Source organism: Pseudomonas parafulva (assembly GCF_002021815.1).
Classification (GTDB): Bacteria; Pseudomonadota; Gammaproteobacteria; order Pseudomonadales; family Pseudomonadaceae; genus Aquipseudomonas; species Aquipseudomonas parafulva_B.
This window is the reverse complement of sequence record NZ_CP019952.1, coordinates 1-21,983: the sequence shown is the minus strand read 5'-3', so window position 1 is coordinate 21,983 and position 21,983 is coordinate 1. Positions and strand designations below refer to the sequence as shown.

At 57.9% G+C, this 21,983-nt stretch carries 22 protein-coding genes; 19 read left to right on the top strand and 3 right to left on the bottom strand.

All coding sequences use genetic code 11. The features are described from left to right. From recF to dnaA, 3 genes are read right to left on the bottom strand one after another with little or no spacing between them, the layout of a single operon-like run. Entirely contained in the window at positions 1 to 1,104 is a 1,104-nt protein-coding gene (gene recF, locus B2J77_RS00110; RefSeq protein WP_078477750.1) for a DNA replication/repair protein RecF, read from the bottom strand. A 14-nt stretch (positions 1,105 to 1,118) separates the two neighbouring features. After that, positions 1,119 to 2,222: a DNA polymerase III subunit beta gene (dnaN, locus tag B2J77_RS00105; RefSeq protein ID WP_023532585.1), complete on the bottom strand. Its 1,104-nt coding sequence runs from the start codon at positions 2,220 to 2,222 to the stop codon at positions 1,119 to 1,121. 40 nt (positions 2,223 to 2,262) lie between these two features. Next, the gene (gene dnaA, locus B2J77_RS00100; RefSeq protein WP_058602711.1) at positions 2,263 to 3,789 is read right to left on the bottom strand and encodes a chromosomal replication initiator protein DnaA; all 1,527 of its coding nucleotides are present in this window, start codon (positions 3,787 to 3,789) and stop codon (positions 2,263 to 2,265) included. Positions 3,790 to 4,387: 598 nt separating this feature from the next. Here dnaA and rpmH point away from each other — a divergent pair. The 19 genes from rpmH to glmU all read left to right on the top strand — a co-directional run bounded on the left by rpmH (position 4,388) and on the right by glmU (position 21,793). Further along, complete coding sequence (rpmH, locus tag B2J77_RS00095; RefSeq protein ID WP_003253163.1) at positions 4,388 to 4,522, top strand: 50S ribosomal protein L34; 135 nt, start codon at positions 4,388 to 4,390, stop codon at positions 4,520 to 4,522. Between the two features lie 13 nt (positions 4,523 to 4,535). Continuing rightward, positions 4,536 to 4,940, top strand: a complete 405-nt coding sequence (gene rnpA, locus B2J77_RS00090; protein WP_058603069.1) for a ribonuclease P protein component — start codon at positions 4,536 to 4,538, stop codon at positions 4,938 to 4,940. Continuing rightward, positions 4,933 to 5,178 (top strand): membrane protein insertion efficiency factor YidD, encoded by a 246-nt coding sequence (gene yidD / locus B2J77_RS00085; protein WP_078477749.1) that lies wholly within the window; start codon positions 4,933 to 4,935, stop codon positions 5,176 to 5,178. Before rnpA ends, yidD begins: the two co-directional genes overlap by 8 nt. 2 nt (positions 5,179 to 5,180) lie before the next feature. Beyond that, on the top strand, positions 5,181 to 6,869 hold the full coding sequence (yidC, locus tag B2J77_RS00080; RefSeq protein ID WP_058638772.1) for a membrane protein insertase YidC: 1,689 nt from the start codon (positions 5,181 to 5,183) through the stop codon (positions 6,867 to 6,869). 86 nt (positions 6,870 to 6,955) lie between these two features. Next, positions 6,956 to 8,326: a tRNA uridine-5-carboxymethylaminomethyl(34) synthesis GTPase MnmE gene (gene mnmE / locus B2J77_RS00075; protein WP_058638773.1), complete on the top strand. Its 1,371-nt coding sequence runs from the start codon at positions 6,956 to 6,958 to the stop codon at positions 8,324 to 8,326. A gap of 482 nt (positions 8,327 to 8,808) precedes the next feature. Then, entirely contained in the window at positions 8,809 to 10,701 is a 1,893-nt protein-coding gene (gene mnmG, locus B2J77_RS00070) for a tRNA uridine-5-carboxymethylaminomethyl(34) synthesis enzyme MnmG (RefSeq protein ID WP_058603070.1), read from the top strand. Then, the gene (rsmG, locus tag B2J77_RS00065; RefSeq protein ID WP_058602714.1) at positions 10,698 to 11,348 is read left to right on the top strand and encodes a 16S rRNA (guanine(527)-N(7))-methyltransferase RsmG; all 651 of its coding nucleotides are present in this window, start codon (positions 10,698 to 10,700) and stop codon (positions 11,346 to 11,348) included. Before mnmG ends, rsmG begins: the two co-directional genes overlap by 4 nt. Before the next feature lie 18 nt (positions 11,349 to 11,366). Next, entirely contained in the window at positions 11,367 to 12,158 is a 792-nt protein-coding gene (locus tag B2J77_RS00060) for a ParA family protein (RefSeq protein WP_023532809.1), read from the top strand. A 9-nt stretch (positions 12,159 to 12,167) separates the two neighbouring features. After that, positions 12,168 to 13,040, top strand: coding sequence for a ParB/RepB/Spo0J family partition protein (locus tag B2J77_RS00055; RefSeq protein ID WP_078477748.1), 873 nt, complete (start codon positions 12,168 to 12,170; stop codon positions 13,038 to 13,040). Positions 13,041 to 13,188: 148 nt separating this feature from the next. Continuing rightward, positions 13,189 to 13,596 carry a F0F1 ATP synthase subunit I gene (locus tag B2J77_RS00050; protein ID WP_023532288.1) on the top strand — a complete coding sequence of 136 codons (408 nt, stop codon included), beginning with the start codon at positions 13,189 to 13,191 and terminating at the stop codon, positions 13,594 to 13,596. A 16-nt stretch (positions 13,597 to 13,612) separates the two neighbouring features. Continuing rightward, positions 13,613 to 14,482 carry a F0F1 ATP synthase subunit A gene (gene atpB, locus B2J77_RS00045; RefSeq protein WP_023532311.1) on the top strand — a complete coding sequence of 290 codons (870 nt, stop codon included), beginning with the start codon at positions 13,613 to 13,615 and terminating at the stop codon, positions 14,480 to 14,482. Between the two features lie 145 nt (positions 14,483 to 14,627). After that, positions 14,628 to 14,885: a F0F1 ATP synthase subunit C gene (atpE, locus tag B2J77_RS00040; protein ID WP_003097235.1), complete on the top strand. Its 258-nt coding sequence runs from the start codon at positions 14,628 to 14,630 to the stop codon at positions 14,883 to 14,885. Positions 14,886 to 14,942: 57 nt separating this feature from the next. Next, complete coding sequence (locus B2J77_RS00035) at positions 14,943 to 15,413, top strand: F0F1 ATP synthase subunit B (protein WP_011536505.1); 471 nt, start codon at positions 14,943 to 14,945, stop codon at positions 15,411 to 15,413. 12 nt (positions 15,414 to 15,425) lie between these two features. Further along, positions 15,426 to 15,962, top strand: coding sequence for a F0F1 ATP synthase subunit delta (locus B2J77_RS00030; RefSeq protein ID WP_023532623.1), 537 nt, complete (start codon positions 15,426 to 15,428; stop codon positions 15,960 to 15,962). A gap of 21 nt (positions 15,963 to 15,983) precedes the next feature. After that, entirely contained in the window at positions 15,984 to 17,528 is a 1,545-nt protein-coding gene (atpA, locus tag B2J77_RS00025) for a F0F1 ATP synthase subunit alpha (RefSeq protein WP_023532736.1), read from the top strand. A gap of 48 nt (positions 17,529 to 17,576) precedes the next feature. Continuing rightward, positions 17,577 to 18,437 carry a F0F1 ATP synthase subunit gamma gene (gene atpG / locus B2J77_RS00020; RefSeq protein WP_058602716.1) on the top strand — a complete coding sequence of 287 codons (861 nt, stop codon included), beginning with the start codon at positions 17,577 to 17,579 and terminating at the stop codon, positions 18,435 to 18,437. Between the two features lie 27 nt (positions 18,438 to 18,464). Beyond that, positions 18,465 to 19,841, top strand: a complete 1,377-nt coding sequence (gene atpD / locus B2J77_RS00015; RefSeq protein ID WP_023532615.1) for a F0F1 ATP synthase subunit beta — start codon at positions 18,465 to 18,467, stop codon at positions 19,839 to 19,841. Between the two features lie 44 nt (positions 19,842 to 19,885). Continuing rightward, the gene (locus B2J77_RS00010; protein WP_023532701.1) at positions 19,886 to 20,305 is read left to right on the top strand and encodes a F0F1 ATP synthase subunit epsilon; all 420 of its coding nucleotides are present in this window, start codon (positions 19,886 to 19,888) and stop codon (positions 20,303 to 20,305) included. 120 nt (positions 20,306 to 20,425) lie between these two features. Further along, positions 20,426 to 21,793, top strand: a complete 1,368-nt coding sequence (gene glmU, locus B2J77_RS00005) for a bifunctional UDP-N-acetylglucosamine diphosphorylase/glucosamine-1-phosphate N-acetyltransferase GlmU (RefSeq protein ID WP_058638775.1) — start codon at positions 20,426 to 20,428, stop codon at positions 21,791 to 21,793. Positions 21,794 to 21,983 lie beyond the last annotated feature (190 nt).

Here is a 21,983-nt window from a genome sequence, read left to right as displayed (position 1 = left end):
TCACTCCCGATGGTCGTGGGTCTGGGTGATACGGCCCTGTTCCACGTGGAACAAAGCAACCGGCGTTTCCGTCTGCCAGCCTTCCCTCAATAATTCATGATCTACACAGGTGATGAATACCTGGCAGCGTAATTCTTCAAGCAAGCGACACAGTGCACGGCGATGTTGCTCATCGAGCTCCGATGGCAAATCGTCCACGAGATAAATGCAGTGGCCGCGTCGCGCTTGGCCAACCAAATGACCTTGAGCTATCCGCAATGCGCATACCACCAGCTTTTGTTGGCCACGGGACAGGATGTCTGCTGCGTTGTTTGCAGCTAATCGAAGTCGCAAATCTGCCCGTTGCGGACCCGCCTGCGTGTGTCCCATCTGTTGGTCACGGAGAATAGAAGCAGCCAACACATCCTGCAGTTCACGGTCTTTGTCCCAGCCTCGGTAATAGCTCAAGGTCAGACCGTCGAGTTCAAGCAACTCGCTCAGGGTCTTTTCGAATACAGGCTTCAGGGCCTTGATATATTCGCGGCGGTACTCATCTATTTCGGCGCTGGCCAAGCACAACTCTCGGTCCCAAGCGGCTTGCGAAGCTGGGTCAAGTGTACCATGCCGCAACCATGAGTTCCGCTGCCGGAGGGCCTTCTGCAGGCGCTGCCACGCAGGCATGAAACGGGGTTCCACGTGGAACACACCCCAATCCAGGAACTGCCGCCTGATTTTTGGGGCACCTTCCAGTAGCCGAAAGCTATCTGGGTTGATGAGCTGCAATGGAAGCAATTCAGCAAGTTGTGCCGCGCTACGCGCATTCTGCCCATCGATCCTGATGGTGAAATCACCCTGACGTTCGCGAGACACCCCGAGGTTGCAGTTACCTCCTTCAGCGAGGAGCACCTCTCCGAATACCGTACAAGACGCTTGCTCATACTGGATCACCGGGTTCAAGCGCGTACTGCGAAAGGATCGAGCCAGACCGAGCAAATGAACGGCTTCGAGAAGACTTGTCTTGCCGCTCCCGTTATCGCCATAGAGCACGTTGATACGCGGGGAGGGGGAGAGCGTCACCGGGTGCAGATTTCGCACCCCGGTGACGATGATACGCCTAAGTGACATTGGGCCTGCTTTGCTTACAGCCGCATCGGCATGACAACGTACGAAGAGTCGTCATTGCCTGCCTCCTGCAGCAATGCACTGCTATTGGAGTCTGACAAAATCAGGCGTACCTGCTCAGTAGTCATCACGCCCAGCACATCCAGCAGATAACTAACGTTGAAACCAATCTCAAGCGAGCTGCCGTCGTAATCGACGCTGATTTCTTCCTCAGCCTCTTCCTGCTCGGGGTTATTGGCTTGGATCTTCAACTGGCCGGCAGCAAGCAACAAACGAATCCCGCGGTACTTTTCGTTGGACAGGATAGCGGTGCGGCTGAATGCCTCGCGCAAAGCTTGGCGATCGCCGATTACCAGTTTGTCACCACCCTTGGGCAGCACGCGCTCGTAGTCGGGGAATTTCCCGTCGACGAGCTTGGAAGTGAATGTGAATTCACCTGTCGTTGCGCGGATATGGTGCTGGCCAAGCACGATGCTAACCATGCCTTCAGGCTCGGTCAGCAAGCGAGCAAGCTCAAGAATACCTTTGCGCGGCACGATTACCTGGTGGCGGTCGTCCTGTTCGATCGGTGCACTCATCGAGCACAAGGCCAGGCGATGACCATCCGTGGAAACGGCGCGCAGGGTATTTCGCGAAACCTCCAGCAGCATACCGTTAAGGTAGTAACGGACGTCTTGCTGGGCCATGGCGAAGCTGGTGCGCTCGATCAATCGACGCAGTTTGCTCTGCTCCAGATTGCACGTGAGCGAGCCAGGGCCTTCTTCAACGGTCGGGAAATCATTGGCAGGCAATGTCGACAGTGTGAAGCGGCTACGCCCGGCCTTGACCAGGAGTTTCTGCTCATCGAGCTTGATGTCGATCAGCACGTCGCTGGGCAGGCTTTTGCAAATGTCCATCAACTTGCGGGCTGGGACAGTGATCTCGCCAGGCTCGGCAGGTTCTTCCAGTTGCACACGGCCAACCAGTTCAACCTCAAGGTCGGTACCGGTCAGCGACAGTTGCTGGCCTTGTACGACCAGCAAAACATTGGAAAGCACCGGCAACGTCTGCCGGCGCTCGACGACACCTGCCACCAGTTGCAGAGGTTTGAGCAAGGCTTCGCGTTGAATGGTGAAATGCATGGTCTTGTCCCTTGCCTTCATATGGCTGCGCTGACGCCCCTCAGGTCGTCAGCGTGCGCAGCAGGTTCTTGTAGTCCTCGCGGATATCCGCGTCGGATTCTTTCAGTTCATTGATCTTGCGGCAGGCATGCAACACAGTCGTATGGTCGCGCCCACCAAACATGTCGCCGATTTCTGGCAAGCTGTGGTTGGTCAGCTCCTTGGAGAGCGCCATCGCCACCTGGCGTGGACGTGCCACCGAACGGGAGCGGCGTTTGGACAACAGATCAGAGATCTTGATCTTGTAGTACTCGGCCACCGTACGCTGGATGTTATCCACACTCACCAGCTTGTCTTGCAATGCCAGAAGGTCCTTCAGGGATTCGCGGATCAATTCGATGGTGATGTCGCGCCCCATGAAGTGCGAATGAGCAATCACTCGTTTCAGGGCGCCCTCGAGCTCACGCACGTTCGACCGAATACGCTGAGCGATGAAGAAAGCGGCATCGTGCGGCAGTTCCACCTTGGCCTGATCGGCCTTCTTCATCAGGATCGCAACGCGCGTTTCCAGTTCCGGCGGCTCTACGGCCACCGTGAGGCCCCAGCCAAAGCGCGATTTAAGGCGTTCCTCGAGCCCTTCGATTTCCTTGGGATACCGATCGGAGGTGAGAATCACCTGCTGGCCACCTTCAAGCAATGCGTTGAAGGTGTGGAAAAACTCTTCCTGTGAACGCTCCTTGCGCGCGAAGAACTGAATGTCATCAATGAGCAACGCATCGACTGAGCGGTAGAAGCGCTTGAACTCGTTGATCGCATTGAGCTGAAGTGCCTTGACCATATCGGCGACGAAGCGCTCGGAATGCAGGTACACCACCTTGGCATTCGGGTTTTTTCTAAGCAGGTGGTTACCCACGGCATGCATGAGGTGGGTTTTACCCAGGCCCACACCGCCATAAAGGAACAATGGGTTGTAACCGTGCTTGGGGTTGTCGGCAACTTGCCAGGCGGCGGCACGGGCCAGCTGGTTCGACTTGCCTTCCACAAAGGTGTCGAACGTGAACGTGCGGTTCAGGTAGCTGGTGTGCTTGAGGGCACCCTCTACCTGTACCGTGCGCTGCTCCGTCCTACCCGTGGGGGCCTGAGCAGGTTCGGCCATGGCATCGAAGCTATCCCTCGAAGAAGGCTCGACCACATCGTTGGCGTTTGCAGGCGCGGGGTCAAGTGTCGCCGCTGGAGCAGGCTCGGACAGCGTGACGGCGGGGGCCTTGGGCGTCGTTTGAACCAGGGAGGCTGCAACAGCCGCGCTTACCGGGGCATTAGGTGCCGCACGGGGCGCAGAGCTGCGCCGGCTGCCAATAAGCAGCGACAACGCGGGGGCTATGCCCGTGCCTTTTTCTCCCAAAAGCTCAAGCAAACGCCCCAGGTACTTTTCATTGACCCAATCGAGAACGAAACGGTTAGGCGCATAGACGCGCAACTCGTCGCCTTCGGCTTCGACCTGTAACGGACGGATCCAGGTGTTGAATTGCTGGGCAGGCAGTTCATCGCGCAGAAGCTCCACGCACTGCTGCCAAAGTTCCACTGACACGGATATCCCCTGAGCTTGAAAGCCACGAAGGCTGAAACAAACGGCCATTGTACCGGGCACGCGCTCAGTTATCCACATGCAGACACGTCGGCATTCATGGCAAACCAGCCATCAAATGACCGAAACACCACTTATACACTGTGCATAAGCCTTGTGTATAACTAGACCTAAGGGCTATGCACAACCCTATGAATCGACCTGTGCATAACCTGCCTGTGTATAACAGCCCTACTTATGCACAGCTTAAATTCAAGCCTGCAACAGCTGTAGCACGGCTTTCGAACAGGGTTTAAAAATGCTGTACATCGCTTAATTCAAGGCCTGCACCAGGTTATCCACAGAAAGTTATCCACTTAAGAGTATTAAGATCTTTAAAGAAGCTTTTTATATGTCTTTCTTATTTTTCATGTTGAGCGGTGTTGTCTTGCCGAGCTTCATATAGGTGTCCGTGCCGCTAGCCCAGGCCTACGCCCGTTCATCCCACACCTAAAGGAAAGGTTGGTTGGAAATTGACCTATGGGCTTGCTTTCTCTAGAATCGCCGGTCTCTTAAAAGGGGGCCATCCCGGCCCGTCGTCGACAAACCCAGGTAACACGCCATGAAACGTACTTTCCAACCAAGCACCATCAAGCGCGCGCGCACTCACGGTTTCCGTGCCCGTATGGCTACCAAGAACGGCCGCGCTGTTCTGTCGCGTCGTCGTGCCAAAGGCCGTAAGCGTCTGGCCATTTGATTTTTCGGCACAGGTGGTGAGTCAGGACTTCAGTCGGGAAAAGCGACTGCTTACACCCCGGCATTTCAAAGCGGTCTTCGACTCCCCAACCGGCAAGGTTCCAGGGAAAAACCTGCTGATCCTTGCTCGCGAGAACGGTCTGGATCACCCGCGCCTAGGCCTGGTGATTGGCAAGAAAAGCGTCAAGCTCGCCGTTCAACGCAACCGCCTCAAGCGCTTGATGCGCGATTCCTTTCGTCTGAACCAGCATTCACTTGCCGGGTTGGATATCGTGATCGTCGCGCGCAAGGGATTGGGTGAGATAGAAAACCCGGAATTGCACCAACACTTCGGCAAACTCTGGAAACGCCTGGCGCGCAGCCGACCGGCACCAGCAGTCTCCGCCGATTGCGCAGGGGTAAGCAGCCAAGATGCGTAAACTGGCACTCGTTCCGATCCAGTTTTACCGTTATGCCATTAGTCCTCTGATGGCCAGCCACTGCCGTTTCTACCCCAGTTGCTCTTGTTACGCCTACGAAGCCATCGAAAACCACGGTCTCTGGCGTGGTGGATGGCTAGCCGTTCGTCGCCTGGGGCGTTGTCATCCGTGGAACGACGGCGGTTTCGACCCCGTTCCACCCGCTCCTTCCTCCCGAACTTCTTCGATAGCCGAGTAATCATGGATATTAAACGCACGATCCTGATCGTCGCCCTGGCAATCGTGTCCTACGTCATGGTCCTTAAATGGAACCAGGACTACGGCCAGGCTGCCCTGCCGACTCAGAATACTGCTGCCAGCACGAACAACCCTGGTTTGCCCGATGGCGTACCTGCCGGCAATGCCGGTGCTGGTGCCAGCGCCGATGTGCCAAGCGCCACTGCTGAAACCCGCACTGCCGATTTGGCACCCGTGGCTGTCAGCAAGGATCTGATCCGGGTCAAGACCGATGTGCTGGACTTGGCTATCGATCCGGTAGGTGGTGACGTCGTCCAATTGAACCTGCCGCAGTATCCACGCCGTCAGGACCATCCGGATATCCCGTTCCAACTGTTCGACAACGGTGCAGAGCGCGTCTATCTCGCACAAAGCGGGTTGACCGGTGCAAACGGTCCAGATGCCCGTTCGACCGGTCGCCCCCTCTACGCTGCTGATCAGAAGCGTTATCAGTTGGCCGATGGTCAGGACCAGTTGGTGGTAGACCTGAAGTTCAGCGACAACGGGGTCAACTACATCAAGCGCTTCAGCTTCAAGCGCGGCGAGTATGACCTGAACGTCAGCTACCTGATCGACAACCAGAGCAGCCAGGCCTGGAGCGGCAACATGTTCGCCCAGCTCAAGCGCGATGCCAGTTCCGATCCGTCGTCGAGCACTGCCACCGGCACCGCGACCTACTTGGGTGCGGCCCTGTGGACACCTTCGGAGCCCTACAAGAAGGTCTCGATGAAGGACATCGACAAAGGTAGTTTGAAAGAAAATGTGTCCGGCGGTTGGGTAGCATGGCTTCAGCACTACTTCGTGACCGCATGGATCCCGGCCAAGTCCGACAACAATGTGGTGCAAACCCGCAAGGACAGCCAGGGCAACTACATCATCGGCTACACTGGCCCGGCTATCAGCGTACCTGCGGGCGGCAAGGCCGAAACCAGCGCCATGTTGTATGCCGGTCCCAAGATCCAGTCCAAGCTCAAGGAGTTGTCCCCAGGCCTGGAGCTGACCGTCGACTACGGTTTCCTGTGGTTCATCGCCCAGCCGATCTTCTGGCTCCTGCAACATATCCACAGCCTGCTGGGTAACTGGGGCTGGTCGATCATCGTGCTGACCATGCTCATCAAGGGCCTGTTCTTCCCGCTGTCCGCTGCCAGCTACCGTTCCATGGCACGTATGCGTGCTGTTTCGCCCAAGCTCGCAGCGCTCAAGGAACGCTTCGGCGATGATCGCCAGAAGATGTCCCAGGCGATGATGGAGCTGTACAAGAAAGAGAAAATCAACCCGCTGGGCGGTTGCTTGCCAATCCTGGTCCAGATGCCAGTATTCCTGGCCCTCTACTGGGTACTGCTGGAAAGCGTCGAGATGCGTCAGGCACCTTGGATGCTGTGGATTACCGACCTGTCGATCAAGGATCCGTTCTTCATCCTGCCGATCATCATGGGCGCTACCATGTTCATTCAGCAGCGCCTGAACCCGACCCCGCCGGATCCGATGCAGGCCAAGGTGATGAAAATGATGCCGATCATCTTCACCTTCTTCTTCCTGTGGTTCCCAGCCGGTCTGGTGCTGTACTGGGTTGTGAACAACTGCCTGTCCATCACGCAGCAGTGGTACATCACGCGCAGCATCGAGGCCGCCAACAAGAAAGCGGCTGCCTGACGGGCTGCTACGCTAGCTTGTGAATAAAACGCCCCCTCGTGGGGCGTTTTTGCTATCTGTCGTATTTGTCGTAGAGGCTCCCCAGCATGAATACTGTGCGTGAAACCATTGCCGCCATCGCAACTGCCCAAGGCCGCGGCGGCGTAGGCATCGTGAGGTTGTCAGGACCACTGGCTGCCCAGGCGGGCCAGTGGATAACCGGCCGCAGCCTGCAACCGCGTCATGCTCATTACGGCCCATTCCGCGACGAGGAGGGGGTGGTACTGGATGAAGGTATCGCGCTGTTCTTTCCGGGGCCCAACTCATTCACCGGTGAAGATGTACTTGAGTTGCAAGGCCATGGCGGCCCCGTGGTCCTGGATATGCTGCTACAGCGCTGTGTACAACTGGGGTGTCGCCTGGCCAGGCCAGGGGAGTTCAGCGAGCGGGCATTTCTCAATGACAAGCTTGACCTGGCTCAAGCCGAGGCCATCGCCGACTTGATCGAAGCCAGCTCCAGCCAGGCAGCGCGAAATGCACTGCGATCGCTGCAGGGCGAATTTTCCAGACATGTCCACAGCCTCACCGAAGCGTTGATCGCGCTGCGCATCTACGTGGAGGCCGCCATTGATTTTCCCGAGGAAGAAATCGACTTCCTGGCCGATGGCCACGTGCTGTCGATGCTCGATGCCGTGAGGGATCATTTATCCACAGTGCTGCGTGAGGCGGGCCAAGGGGCTTTGCTGCGTGATGGCATGACAGTGGTCATCGCTGGGCGACCCAATGCAGGCAAGTCGAGTCTGCTCAACCAGCTAGCGGGACGTGAAGCGGCGATCGTAACGGATATCGCCGGCACGACCCGGGACACCCTGCGCGAACATATCCACATCGACGGCATGCCGCTTCACGTGGTGGACACAGCTGGGCTACGTTCAACAGATGATCATGTGGAAAAGATCGGTGTCGAGCGAGCGCTACAAGCGATAGGCGAGGCAGACCGGATATTGCTGGTTGTGGACTCCACAGCCCCTGAAGCTGACGATCCCTTTGCTTTATGGCCCGAGTTTCTGGACCAGCGTCCGGATCCAGCACGGGTAACCCTGATACGCAATAAAGCGGATCTGAGTGGGGAGCCAGTAGCGCTGCACCAGGGTGAAGATGGACAAGCCACCATCACGCTGAGCGCCAAAGGAGAGGGTGGGGGGCTGCAGCTGTTGCGCGACCATCTCAAGGCCTGCATGGGCTATGAACAAACCGCCGAGAGTGGTTTCAGCGCCCGTCGACGGCACCTGGATGCCTTGCGCCAGGCCAGTGAGCACCTTGAGCACGGTCGTGCGCAGCTGACCCTCGCAGGTGCAGGTGAATTACTGGCAGAGGACTTGCGTCAGGCGCAGCAGGTGCTTGGGGAAATCACCGGGGCCTTCAGTTCCGACGACTTGTTGGGGCGGATTTTCTCGAGTTTCTGCATCGGCAAGTAACAAACAACCTGGTCCCGGACCAGCCAACCGCCCTTTAGGGGCGGTTTTTTTTGGCTTGAAATAAGCCTCCAGCGAAGGGACAGCCAGGAACGGTAGCCGCTAAGCCCTGTGGAAAACCCTATCTGAGCTCCGTTGATAAGCGCTAATTTTTCTTGAGGATAAATCGCCCTGTGGGTAAACCTGCATTTCATCCACAGGCTATTCCCTGTTATCCAGAAGGCTCAGCGGGGTTAAAGCACAGGGTTCAGGATCTCTGTACAACACGCGTTTCCTGGTCTTGAAGACCTTATCCACAGATATCGCTGTGCATAAGAATAAACATAAAAACAAAGCTTTTATAAATCTATCTTCGTTGATTTCTGTTGTGTGCCATTCATCCACAGCCTGATCAAAATTTGCTCAGACGGTTTCAATGAGGGGGGTGATGTCCCTATACTTGCCGGCTTACCTTTTCTATTTGCACAACAGGCACGAGGTGCGTGGTGGATTTCCCTTCCCGTTTTGAAGTGATCGTCATCGGCGGCGGCCATGCCGGTACCGAGGCTGCGCTTGCGTCTGCACGCATGGGTGTCAAAACCCTGCTGCTGACCCACAACGTGGAAACCCTCGGGCACATGAGTTGCAACCCTGCCATTGGTGGCATCGGCAAAAGCCATCTGGTCAAGGAAATCGATGCCCTGGGCGGCGCCATGGCGCTGGCCACCGACAAGAGTGGCATTCAGTTTCGCGTGTTGAATAACCGCAAGGGCCCAGCCGTTCGCGCCACGCGTGCACAGGCTGACCGCGCCATCTACAAAGCGGTTGTGCGTGAGATTTTGGAAAACCAGCCCAACCTGTGGATATTTCAGCAGTCCTGTGACGACCTGATCGTTGAACAGGATGAAGTCAAAGGCGTGGTCACCCAGATGGGGCTGCGGTTCTTTGCAAACTCGGTCGTGCTCACCACCGGCACCTTCCTGGGCGGCCTGATCCATATTGGTATGCAGAACCACTCGGGAGGACGCGCAGGGGATCCGCCCTCCATCGCGTTGGCGCATCGCATGCGTGAATTGCCGCTACGCGTCGGCCGCCTGAAGACAGGTACGCCGCCTCGTATCGACGGTCGCTCCGTGGATTTCTCGGTCATGACCGAGCAGCCCGGCGATACGCCTATCCCGGTGATGTCGTTCATGGGCAATGCGGGCATGCATCCGCGCCAGGTAAGCTGCTACATCACTCACACCAACGCCCGGACACATGACATCATCGCTTCGAACCTTGACCGTTCGCCCATGTACTCGGGGGTCATCGAAGGGGTAGGGCCACGTTACTGCCCGTCGATCGAAGACAAGATCCATCGCTTTGCGGACAAGGAAAGCCACCAGGTATTCATCGAGCCTGAAGGCCTGACCACTCACGAGCTCTACCCCAACGGTATTTCCACTTCGCTGCCCTTCGATGTGCAGCTGGAGTTGGTGCGCTCGATCCGGGGCATGGAAAACGCGCATATCGTCCGCCCAGGCTACGCCATCGAATATGACTACTTCGATCCGCGCGACTTGAAGTACAGCCTGGAAACCAAAGTCATTGGTGGTCTTTTCTTCGCTGGCCAGATCAACGGCACCACCGGTTACGAAGAAGCCGGTGCGCAAGGCCTGTTGGCCGGGACCAACGCCGCACTGCGCGCTCAGGGCCGCGAGGCCTGGTGTCCGCGGCGCGATGAAGCCTACATCGGCGTGCTGGTCGACGACTTGATCACCTTGGGCACTCAAGAACCGTATCGCATGTTCACATCCCGGGCCGAATACCGGTTGATCCTGCGGGAGGACAACGCCGACCTGCGTCTCACAGAAAAAGGGCGAGCGCTGGGGTTGATCGACGACGAGCGCTGGGCCGCCTTCTGCACCAAGCGCGACGGTATCGAAAAAGAAGAGCAGCGGCTGAAATCGACCTGGATAAGGCCCAACACCGAGCAAGGCCAAGCCGTTGTGGACAAGTTTGGTACGCCATTGAGCCACGAGTACAGCCTGCTGAACCTGCTGGCACGACCCGAAATCGACTATGCAGGGTTAATGGCGGCTACCGGCGGTGAGTCGATCGATCCACAGGTCGCCGAGCAGGTCGAGATTCGTACCAAATACGCGGGTTACATCGACCGTCAGCAGGACGAAATCGCGCGGCTGCGCGCCAGTGAGGACACGCGCCTGCCTGTGGATATCGAGTACGCCACGATTTCGGGGCTGTCCAAAGAGATTCAGGGCAAGCTCAGCCAGACCCGTCCCGAAACCCTGGGGCAGGCCTCGCGCATTCCAGGCGTGACGCCGGCGGCCATTTCCCTGTTGCTCATCCACCTGAAAAAACGCGGTGCAGGCCGCGAGCTGGAGCAAAGCGTTTGAGTTCCCTGGTTACCTCCCAACATGCCGAAGAGTTGTCCACAGGTGCCCGCCAGTTGGCTGTGCCCCTGAGCCCTGAACACCATGAAAAGCTGCTGGGCTACCTGGCCCTGTTGATCAAGTGGAACAAGGCCTACAACCTCACCGCCGTCCGGGATCCGGATGAAATGGTTTCGCGTCACCTGCTCGACAGCCTCAGCGTGATGCCGTTTATCCACAGCGAGCGCAGTAACTGGCTGGATGTCGGCAGCGGCGGAGGCATGCCAGGTGTGCCCATGGCTATCCTGCATCCCCACAAGCGGATCACCGTACTGGATGCCAATGGCAAGAAGACGCGCTTTCTGACCCAGGTGAAAATGGAGCTCAAGCTGGACAACCTTACGGTTATCCACAGCAGGGTCGAGGGGTACACGCCGGCCCAGCCGTTCGACGGCATCATCTCCCGCGCTTTCAGCAGCATGGAGAATTTCACCAACTGGACCCGCCACCTGGGCGACACCGGGACGCAGTGGCTTGCAATGAAGGGGCTGCATCCTGCCGATGAACTGGTAGCATTGCCCGCAGACTTCACAGTGGAAAGCGAGCAGGCCCTGACCGTTCCGGGTTGCCAGGGCCAACGTCATCTGCTGATACTGCGCCGCAAGGCTTGATTGGGAACAGACGCATCAATGGCTAAGGTATTCGCAATCGCGAACCAGAAAGGTGGTGTGGGCAAGACCACCACCTGTATCAATCTCGCTGCCTCGCTGGTGGCGACCAAGCGTCGTGTGCTGCTGATCGACCTCGATCCGCAGGGCAATGCCACCATGGGCAGCGGCGTGGACAAGCACGAGCTCGAGCACTCTGTGTACGACCTGCTGATCGGAGAGTGTGACCTGGCCCAGGCCATGCACTATTCCGAGCATGGTGGGTTCCAGCTGTTGCCGGCCAACCGTGACCTGACCGCTGCAGAAGTCGTGCTGCTGGAGATGCAGGTCAAGGAAAGCCGCCTGCGTAATGCGCTGGCGCCCATTCGTGATAACTACGATTTCATCCTCATCGACTGCCCGCCTTCATTGTCGATGCTGACGCTCAATGCCTTGGTGGCTTCCGATGGCGTGATCATCCCCATGCAGTGCGAGTATTACGCGCTGGAAGGGCTGAGCGACCTTGTGGACAACATCAAGCGGATCGCTGCCAAGTTGAACCCCGCGCTCAAGATCGAGGGGTTGCTGCGAACCATGTATGATCCGCGGCTGAGCCTGAACAACGATGTATCGGCGCAGCTCAAGGAGCATTTCGGTTCGCAGTTGTACGATACCGTCATTCCGCGAAACATCCGCCTGGCCGAAGCACCCAGCTTCGGTATGCCGGCATTGGCCTACGACAAGCAATCGCGCGGCGCACAGGCCTACCTTGCCCTGGCCGGAGAACTGGTTCGTCGTCAACGCCGCCAGTCCCGCACTGCACAAGCAACTTAAGGAATCCGCATGGCCGTCAAGAAACGGGGTCTCGGACGTGGGTTGGATGCGCTGCTCAGCGGTCCATCCGTGAGCGCGCTCGAAGAGCAGGCTGTAAAGATCGACCTCAAGGAGCTTCAGCACCTGCCCGTCGAGTTGATTCAACGGGGCAAGTACCAGCCACGTCGCGACATGGACCCGCAGGCGCTCGAAGAACTGGCTCACTCGATCCGCAGCCACGGCGTGATGCAACCGATCGTGGTGCGCCCGGTTGGCGATGAGCGCTATGAGATCATCGCCGGTGAGCGGCGCTGGCGCGCGACTCAACAAGCCGGTCTGGACACCATTCCGGCCATGGTCCGCGAGGTCTCTGACGAAGCGGCCATTGCCATGGCCCTGATCGAAAACATCCAGCGCGAGGACTTGAACCCTCTGGAAGAAGCGCTGGCCCTGCAGCGGTTGCAGCAGGAGTTCGAGCTGACCCAGCAGCAAGTGGCCGATGCCGTGGGCAAGTCGCGGGTGACCGTGGCCAACCTGCTGCGGTTGATCACGTTGCCTGAAGCGATCAAAACGATGCTCGCCCATGGTGACCTGGAGATGGGTCACGCACGGGCTTTGCTAGGCCTGGAAGAGAATCGCCAGGAGGAAGGGGCGCGTCATGTTGTCGCACGTGGGCTGACCGTACGTCAGACCGAGGCGCTGGTGCGCCAATGGCTGAGCGACAAGCCTGATCCGGTAGAACCCGGCAAACCTGATCCGGACATTGCACGCCTGGAACAGCGGCTTGCAGAGCGTTTAGGCTCGGCTGTACAGATTCGCCACGGCGCTAAAGGCAAGGGCCAACTGGTGATTCGCTATAACTCGCTCGATGAGTTGCAGGGCGTACTCACACACATTCGCTGAAACAATTCCTGTTGTAGCGCGCAATCGGAAATCACTACGAATAGTTGAATAGGGGTTAATCCACCCCTATACTCTGCGCGCATTTTGTCGGCACAAATTATGCCAAGTCATCGCTGACTGGCAGGCCGATTCACGGGGAGCAGTTGTGATGGAAATCCGCACGCCAAACCGGTTGCCTTTCCATCGCTGGGCGGTTTTTCCGGTATTGCTGACGCAATTCGTCGTGCTGCTGCTGGCAACCTTGGTGTTGTGGCAGTTGGCTGGGACGGTCAGCGGATATTCAGGGCTCTGCGGAGGCCTGATTGCCTGGCTGCCCAATGTTTATTTCGCCTGGAAGGCTTTTCGCTTTAGCGGAGCTCGGGCGGCGCAGGCCATCGTCAAGTCGTTCTACGCTGGCGAGGCAGGCAAGATGATTTTGACGGCAGTGCTCTTCGCACTGACCTTCGCAGGAGTGAAGCCACTGGCGCCGCTGGCAGTATTCGGCGTCTTCGTGTTGACCCTTTTGGTCAGCTGGTTCGCGCCCCTGCTGATGAATAAAAGACTTTCGAGACCTTAGGGCGTTTGAGGCAACCATGGCAGCAGAAACCGCTTCGGGCTATATCCAGCACCACTTGCAGAACCTGACTTACGGTCAACTACCAGACGGCAGCTGGGGCTTCGCCCATTCGGCTGCAGAAGCCAAGGCTATGGGCTTCTGGGCATTCCACGTGGATACCCTGGGTTGGTCCGTCGCACTGGGTCTGATCTTCCTGTTCATCTTCCGCATGGCGGCCAAGAAGGCGACTTCTGGCCAACCGAGCGGCCTGCAGAACTTCGTCGAAGTGCTGGTGGACTTCGTCAACGGCAGCGTGAAGGACTCCTTCCACGGCCGTAGCCCGGTGATCGCGCCGCTGGCGCTGACCATCTTCGTCTGGGTATTCCTGATGAACGCCATCGACCTGGTACCGGTCGACTGGATTCCTCAGCTGGCCATCCTGATCTCGGGTGATCCGCACATTCCGTTCCGCGCCGTGTCGACCACCGACCCGAACGCGACCCTGGCCATGGCCTTCTGCGTGTTTGCGCTGATCATCTTCTACAGCATCAAGGTCAAGGGCCTGGGTGGCTTCATCGGTGAGCTGACCCTGCACCCGTTCGGCAGCAAGAATATCTTCCTGCAGATCCTGCTGATCCCGGTCAACTTCCTGCTGGAATTCGTGACCCTGATCGCCAAGCCGATCTCGCTGGCACTGCGTCTGTTCGGCAACATGTACGCCGGCGAGCTGGTGTTCATCCTGATTGCCGTGATGTTCGGCGCCGGCATCCTGTGGCTCAGCGGCCTGGGTATCGTGCTGCAATGGGCGTGGGCTGTGTTCCACATCCTGATCATCACCCTGCAAGCCTTCATCTTCATGATGCTTACCATCGTCTACTTGTCGATGGCTCACGAAGATAACCATTAAGACCGCCTGGCGTGTCTGATAGCCTTCCCCGCTCGTTTGGGGGGAGGGCTTAAAAAGTCCGCAAGGGCATGCTGTACCAAACGATTCGTTTTACCGCTTCAAACTAAAAAACCTAACCAATACGACGTAAAAGTCGGGAGGAAAGATGGAAACTGTAGTTGGTCTGACCGCTATCGCTGTTGCTCTGCTGATCGGCCTGGGTGCTCTGGGTACCGCCATTGGTTTCGGCCTGCTGGGCGGCAAATTCCTGGAAGGCGCTGCTCGTCAGCCTGAGATGGTTCCGATGCTGCAGGTCAAAATGTTCATCGTTGCCGGTCTGCTCGACGCCGTCACCATGATCGGTGTTGGTATCGCTCTGTTCTTCACCTTCGCGAATCCCTTCGTTGGTCAAATCGCCGGCTAATCACTCGTTTCGACGAGTTGATGGGTGTGATGGACAAAGACCGAGCGAGGTGTTGGCGTGAACATTAATGCAACCCTGATTGGCCAATCCGTTGCTTTTCTGATTTTTGTACTCTTCTGCATGAAGTACGTATGGCCTCCGGTCATCACTGCTCTGCAAGAGCGTCAAAAGAAGATTGCAGACGGCTTGGACGCTGCCAACCGCGCAGCTCGCGACCTGGAGCTGGCCCAAGAGAAAGTGGGTCAGCAACTGCGTGAAGCAAAGGCACAGGCAGCTGAAATCATTGAGCAAAGCAAGAAACGCGCTGCTCAGCTAGTAGACGAAGCCCGTGAACAGGCTCGTGTCGAAGCTGACCGTGTGAAGGCTCAGGCTCAGGCCGAGATCGAACAGGAACTGAACAGCGTCAAAGACGCCCTGCGTGCCCAAGTGGGTGCCCTGGCTGTTGGCGGTGCTGAAAAGATCCTTGGCGCCACAATCGATCAAAACGCGCATGCAGAGCTGGTTAACAAACTGGCCGCTGAAATTTAAGCGAGGGCGATCATGGCAGAACTGACCACGTTGGCCCGACCTTACGCTAAGGCTGCCTTTGAGCATGCCCAGGCCCATCAGCAACTGGCCAATTGGTCAGCCATGCTCGGCCTGGCTGCTGCAGTGTCCGAAGACGACACCATGCAGCGCCTGCTCAAGGCCCCGCGACTGACAAGCGCAGAAAAGGCCGCCGCATTCATTGACGTTTGCGGTGACAAGTTCGATGCATCGGCACAGAATTTCATTCATGTTGCCGCGGAAAACGACCGTCTCCTGCTTCTGCCGGAGATTGCCGCTCTGTTCGACCTGTACAAGGCAGAACAAGAGAAATCCGTGGACGTGGAAGTCACCAGTGCTTTTGCGTTGAACCAAGAACAGCAAGACAAACTCGCCAAGGTTCTCAGTGCACGGCTCAGCCGGGAAGTGCGCCTGCACGCGTCGGAGGATGCCAGCCTGATCGGCGGCGTCGTCATCCGCGCCGGCGACCTGGTAATCGATGGCTCTGTTCGCGGCAAGATCGCGAAACTGGCCGAAGCATTGAAATCTTGAGTTTGAAGGGGCAGCAGAGCAATGCAGCAACTCAATCCTTCCGAAATTAGTGAAATCATCAAGGGCCGCATCGAGAAGCTCGATGTCGGCTCCCAAGCCCGTAACGAAGGTACCGTCGTAAGCGTTTCCGACGGTATCGTACGGATCCACGGTCTGGCCGACGCTATGTACGGCGAAATGATCGAGTTCCCGGGCGGCGTATACGGTATGGCACTGAACCTGGAGCAAGACTCCGTAGGTGCAGTGGTACTGGGTGCGTACACCTCCCTCGCCGAGGGCATGAGCGCCAAGTGCACCGGTCGCATCCTGGAAGTTCCGGTTGGTAAGGAACTGCTGGGTCGCGTCGTGGACGCACTGGGTAACCCGATCGACGGCAAAGGTCCGCTGAACAACACCGAGACCGACGCGGTCGAGAAAGTTGCTCCAGGCGTGATCTGGCGTAAGTCGGTAGACCAGCCTGTACAGACTGGCTACAAGTCGGTCGACGCCATGATCCCGGTTGGCCGTGGCCAGCGTGAGCTGATCATCGGTGACCGTCAGATCGGTAAGACTGCCATGGCGGTCGATGCGATCATCAACCAGAAAAACAGCGGTATCTTCTGCGTATACGTGGCCGTCGGCCAGAAGCAGTCGACCATCGCCAACGTCGTGCGCAAGCTCGAAGAAGCCGGTGCCCTGGCCAACACCATCGTTGTTGCCGCCAGCGCCTCGGAATCGGCTGCACTGCAGTTCCTGGCGCCGTACTCCGGCTGCACCATGGGCGAGTACTTCCGTGACCGCGGTGAAGATGCCCTGATCGTCTACGATGACCTGTCCAAGCAGGCTGTTGCCTACCGCCAGATCTCCCTGCTGCTGCGTCGTCCACCAGGACGTGAAGCGTACCCAGGCGACGTGTTCTATCTCCACTCCCGTCTGCTGGAGCGTGCATCGCGCGTTTCGGAAGAATACGTCGAGAAGTTCACCAACGGCGCAGTCACTGGCAAGACCGGTTCCCTGACCGCTCTGCCGATCATCGAAACCCAGGCTGGCGACGTTTCGGCGTTCGTTCCGACCAACGTGATTTCCATCACCGACGGTCAGATCTTCCTGGAATCGGCCATGTTCAACTCGGGCATCCGCCCTGCAGTGAACGCCGGTGTTTCGGTATCGCGTGTAGGTGGTGCCGCTCAGACCAAGATCATCAAGAAGCTGTCCGGTGGTATTCGTACCGCACTGGCTCAGTACCGTGAACTGGCGGCATTCGCCCAGTTCGCGTCCGATCTGGACGAAGCGACCCGCAAGCAGCTGGAGCATGGTCAGCGCGTTACCGAGCTGATGAAGCAGAAGCAGTACGCGCCGATGTCCATCGCGGACATGGCCCTGTCGCTGTACGCCGCTGAGCGTGGCTTCCTGACCGACGTAGAAGTCTCCAAGGTCGGCAGCTTCGAGCAAGCACTGATCGCCTTCTTCCACCGTGATCACGCCGAACTGATGGCGAAGATCAACGTGAAGGGTGACTTCAACGACGAAATCGATGCAGGCATGAAAGCCGGTATCGAGAAGTTCAAGGCCACCCAGACCTGGTAAGCCGCAGCGGGGGCCCAGGCCCCCGCTTGCTAACCTGATAGGTGATACATGGCAGGCGCAAAAGAGATTCGCAGTAAGATTGCGAGCATCAAAAGCACGCAAAAAATTACCAGCGCCATGGAAAAAGTGGCGGTCAGCAAAATGCGCAAGGCACAACAGCGCATGGCTGCTAGCCGTCCTTATGCGGAGCGTATCCGCCAGGTGATCGGTCATCTGGCCAACGCCAACCCGGAATACCGCCACCCGTTCATGATCGAGCGCCCTGTAAAGCGCGCCGGTTACATCGTGGTGAGCAGTGACCGTGGTCTGTGCGGTGGCTTGAATACCAACCTGTTCAAGGCCTTGGTCAAGGACATGAACGAAAACCGCGAACAGGGCGTGGAAATCGACCTGTGCGTGATCGGCAGCAAGGGTGCGACTTTCTTCCGTATCTTTGGCGGCAACGTAGTAGCCGCGATCAGCCACCTGGGCGAAGAGCCATCGATCAATGACTTGATCGGCTCCGTCAAGGTCATGCTGGACGCCTACCTCGATGGCCGTATCGATCGCCTCTCGGTGGTTTCGAACAAGTTCATCAACACCATGACCCAAAAGCCGACGGTCGAGCAGTTGGTACCGTTGGTGGCAACCCCGGATCAGGATCTCAAGCATCACTGGGACTACCTGTACGAACCCGACGCAAAAGAGCTGCTGGACGGCTTGATGGTGCGTTACGTGGAGTCGCAGGTGTACCAGGCGGTGGTCGAGAACAATGCTGCTGAACAAGCAGCCCGGATGATCGCCATGAAGAACGCCACAGACAACGCCGGTGACCTGATCAGCGAACTCCAGCTGATCTACAACAAGGCGCGTCAGGCTGCGATCACCCAGGAGATCTCGGAAATCGTCGGCGGCGCTGCCGCGGTTTAACGGTTCAAAAATTCAGAGGATCCAGCTATGAGTAGCGGACGTATCGTTCAAATCATCGGCGCCGTCATCGACGTGGAATTCCCACGTGACGTCGTGCCGAGTGTTTACAACGCGCTGAAAGTACAAGGCGCGGAAACCACCCTGGAAGTTCAGCAGCAGCTGGGCGACGGCGTGGTTCGTACCATTGCGATGGGCTCGACCGAAGGTCTGAAGCGCGGTCTGGACGTCGTCGATACCGGCGCGGCCATCTCCGTTCCTGTCGGTAAGGCTACCCTGGGCCGCATCATGGACGTCCTGGGTAACCCAATCGACGAAGCCGGTCCGATCGGTGAAGAAGAGCGTCGTGGTATCCACCAGAAGGCGCCTTCGTTCGCGGACCAGGCCGGCGGCAACGATCTGCTGGAAACCGGCATCAAGGTTATCGACCTGGTTTGCCCGTTCGCCAAGGGTGGTAAAGTTGGTCTGTTCGGTGGTGCCGGTGTCGGCAAGACCGTGAACATGATGGAACTGATCCGTAACATCGCCATCGAGCACAGCGGTTATTCCGTGTTCGCCGGTGTGGGTGAGCGTACTCGTGAGGGTAACGACTTCTACCACGAGATGAAGGACTCCAACGTTCTCGACAAAGTAGCGCTGGTCTACGGTCAGATGAACGAGCCACCAGGAAACCGTCTGCGCGTTGCGCTGACTGGCCTGACCATGGCTGAGAAATTCCGTGACGAAGGTAACGACGTTCTGCTGTTCGTCGACAACATCTATCGTTACACCCTGGCCGGTACCGAAGTGTCCGCACTGCTGGGCCGTATGCCTTCGGCAGTAGGTTACCAGCCGACCCTGGCCGAAGAGATGGGCGTTCTGCAAGAGCGTATCACTTCGACCAAGGAAGGTTCGATCACTTCCATCCAGGCCGTTTACGTGCCTGCGGATGACTTGACCGACCCGTCGCCAGCGACCACCTTCGCCCACTTGGACGCCACCGTCGTTCTGTCCCGTGACATCGCCTCCCTGGGTATCTACCCAGCGGTTGACCCACTGGACTCGACTTCGCGCCAGCTGGACCCGAACGTGATCGGTACCGAGCACTACGAAACTGCCCGTCAGGTTCAGTATGTTCTGCAGCGCTACAAAGAGCTGAAGGACATCATCGCGATCCTGGGTATGGACGAGCTGTCCGAGACCGACAAGCAACTGGTAGCGCGCGCTCGTAAGATCCAGCGCTTCCTGTCGCAGCCGTTCTTCGTGGCCGAGGTCTTCACCGGTTCGCCAGGCAAGTACGTTTCCCTGAAAGACACCATCGCTGGCTTCAGCGGCATCCTCAAAGGTGACTACGACCACCTGCCAGAACAAGCGTTCTACATGGTCGGCAGCATCGACGAAGCGATCGAGAAAGCCAAGAAACTGTAATCCCGGCGCCCCGCAAGGGGCGCTAATCAGGTTGAGGCAAGCAGATGGCTATGACAGTCCATTGCGATATCGTCAGCGCGGAAGGAGAAATCTTCTCCGGTCTGGTCGAGATGGTAGTAGCGCACGGCAACTTGGGCGATCTGGGTATCGCTCCAGGCCACGCCCCGCTGATCACCAATCTCAAGCCGGGTCCGATCACGCTGACCAAGCAGGGTGGCACTCAAGAGGTGTACTACATCTCCGGTGGCTTCCTCGAAGTGCAGCCGAACATGGTGAAGGTTCTTGCCGACACCGTGCAACGTGCTGCCGACCTGGACGAAGCTCAGGCTCAGGAAGCCCTCAAGGCTGCCGAGAACGCGCTGAACACCAAAGGCTCGGACTTCGACTACGGCGCTGCTGCCGCACGTCTGGCCGAGGCTGCGGCTCAGCTGCGTACTGTCCAGCAAATGCGCAGAGGCAAGTGATCGGCTGCGGCCATCATTTGTGTAGCGATTGAGTAAAAGGGTAGCCTCGGCTACCCTTTTTCTTTTTTCGATTTTCCCCTTTCGGTCAAGCAACTGACCGCCCAGGATTGGTAGCCAGTCATGTCCCTCGATATCGTTATTCTTGCCGCCGGCCAAGGCACCCGCATGCGCTCGTCGCTGCCCAAGGTATTGCACCCGGTAGCGGGCAACTCCATGCTCGGTCATGTTATCCACAGCGCTCGCCAGCTTCAGCCGCAGGGCATCCACGTGGTGATAGGCCATGGGGCAGAGTTGGTTCAAGCGAGACTGGCAGGTGACGACCTCAACTTTGTCATGCAGGACAAGCAACTGGGTACGGGGCATGCCTTGGCGCAAGCTTTGCCGGCACTGTCCGCGGACACCGTGCTGGTGCTGTATGGCGACGTGCCGCTCATCGAGGTGCCGACCTTGCAGCGCTTGTTGGCCAAAGCCAGCGAGCAGCAACTGGGTTTGCTCACGGTTACGCTCGAGGATCCGACGGGCTATGGCCGCATTGTGCGTGATGCGCATGGGCAGGTAACGGCAATCGTCGAGCACAAGGACGCTAACGAGGCACAGAAGTCCATTCGCGAAGGCAACACCGGCATCCTGGCGCTTCCTGGCGCTCGCCTGGCAGATTGGATGGGCCGCTTGTCGAACAACAATGCCCAGGGCGAGTACTACCTGACTGATGTGATCGCCATGGCAGTCGCTGATGGCCTGTTGGTCGCCACCGAGCAACCTGACGATCCCATGGAAGTGCAGGGTGCCAATGACCGCCGTCAGCTTGCCGAACTGGAGCGTCACTACCAGTTGCGTGAGGCCCGCCGCCTGATGGCGCAGGGTGTGACCTTGCGTGACCCTGCGCGTTTCGATGTCCGGGGCGAAGTGACGGTCGGCCGGGATGTGCTGATCGACATCAACGTCATTTTGGAAGGCAAGGTTGTCATCGAAGACGACGTGCAGATTGGCCCTAACTGTGTGATCAAGGATTGCACGCTGCGCAAAGGTGCCGTGATCAAGGCCAACAGTCACCTAGAGGGTGCCGTCATGGGCGAGGGGAGTGATGCAGGTCCATTTGCACGCTTGCGTCCGGGGACCGTACTCGATGCAAAGGCCCATGTGGGTAACTTCGTCGAGCTGAAGAATGCCCATCTTGGTGAAGGCGCCAAAGCTGGGCATCTGTCGTATTTGGGTGATGCCGAAATCGGCGCCCGCACTAATATTGGTGCGGGCACCATCACCTGTAATTACGATGGGGCCAACAAGTTCAAGACGGTCATGGGCGAAGACGTCTTCATCGGCTCCAACAGCGCCCTCGTCGCGCCTGTGGAAATCAAGGCCGGGGCCACGACTGCTGCGGGCTCGACGATTACTCAGTGTGTAGAAGCAGGTGAATTGGCGGTAGCACGCTCTCGCCAGCGCAACGTTTCGGGGTGGAAGCGTCCAGAGAAGATCAAGAAGCCCTGATTATCCACAGCTCTTTCGAGGCCGGCCTTGTGCATAACAAGCCGGCCTTTTTATTTCCCAGGCATTAGCTGGCTAACGCTGGCCATACGGCTGGGTATGGTTATCCACAGCGAGACGACGGGGTTGACGGATCCGCGCATTTAGGTTTTGATTGCGATCATTATCTTTCGAAACGAAACTTAAAGCGCCG

Coding starts and splice junctions, on each gene's coding strand:
- recF (WP_078477750.1), bottom strand. CDS start 1,104: ATGTCACTTAGGCGTATCATCGTCACCGGGGTGCGAAATCTGCACCCG.
- dnaN (WP_023532585.1), bottom strand. CDS start 2,222: ATGCATTTCACCATTCAACGCGAAGCCTTGCTCAAACCTCTGCAACTG.
- rpmH (WP_003253163.1), top strand. CDS start 4,388: ATGAAACGTACTTTCCAACCAAGCACCATCAAGCGCGCGCGCACTCAC.
- yidD (WP_078477749.1), top strand. CDS start 4,933: ATGCGTAAACTGGCACTCGTTCCGATCCAGTTTTACCGTTATGCCATT.
- yidC (WP_058638772.1), top strand. CDS start 5,181: ATGGATATTAAACGCACGATCCTGATCGTCGCCCTGGCAATCGTGTCC.
- mnmE (WP_058638773.1), top strand. CDS start 6,956: ATGAATACTGTGCGTGAAACCATTGCCGCCATCGCAACTGCCCAAGGC.
- B2J77_RS00060 (WP_023532809.1), top strand. CDS start 11,367: ATGGCTAAGGTATTCGCAATCGCGAACCAGAAAGGTGGTGTGGGCAAG.
- B2J77_RS00055 (WP_078477748.1), top strand. CDS start 12,168: ATGGCCGTCAAGAAACGGGGTCTCGGACGTGGGTTGGATGCGCTGCTC.
- B2J77_RS00050 (WP_023532288.1), top strand. CDS start 13,189: ATGGAAATCCGCACGCCAAACCGGTTGCCTTTCCATCGCTGGGCGGTT.
- atpB (WP_023532311.1), top strand. CDS start 13,613: ATGGCAGCAGAAACCGCTTCGGGCTATATCCAGCACCACTTGCAGAAC.
- atpE (WP_003097235.1), top strand. CDS start 14,628: ATGGAAACTGTAGTTGGTCTGACCGCTATCGCTGTTGCTCTGCTGATC.
- B2J77_RS00030 (WP_023532623.1), top strand. CDS start 15,426: ATGGCAGAACTGACCACGTTGGCCCGACCTTACGCTAAGGCTGCCTTT.
- atpA (WP_023532736.1), top strand. CDS start 15,984: ATGCAGCAACTCAATCCTTCCGAAATTAGTGAAATCATCAAGGGCCGC.
- atpG (WP_058602716.1), top strand. CDS start 17,577: ATGGCAGGCGCAAAAGAGATTCGCAGTAAGATTGCGAGCATCAAAAGC.
- atpD (WP_023532615.1), top strand. CDS start 18,465: ATGAGTAGCGGACGTATCGTTCAAATCATCGGCGCCGTCATCGACGTG.
- B2J77_RS00010 (WP_023532701.1), top strand. CDS start 19,886: ATGGCTATGACAGTCCATTGCGATATCGTCAGCGCGGAAGGAGAAATC.
- glmU (WP_058638775.1), top strand. CDS start 20,426: ATGTCCCTCGATATCGTTATTCTTGCCGCCGGCCAAGGCACCCGCATG.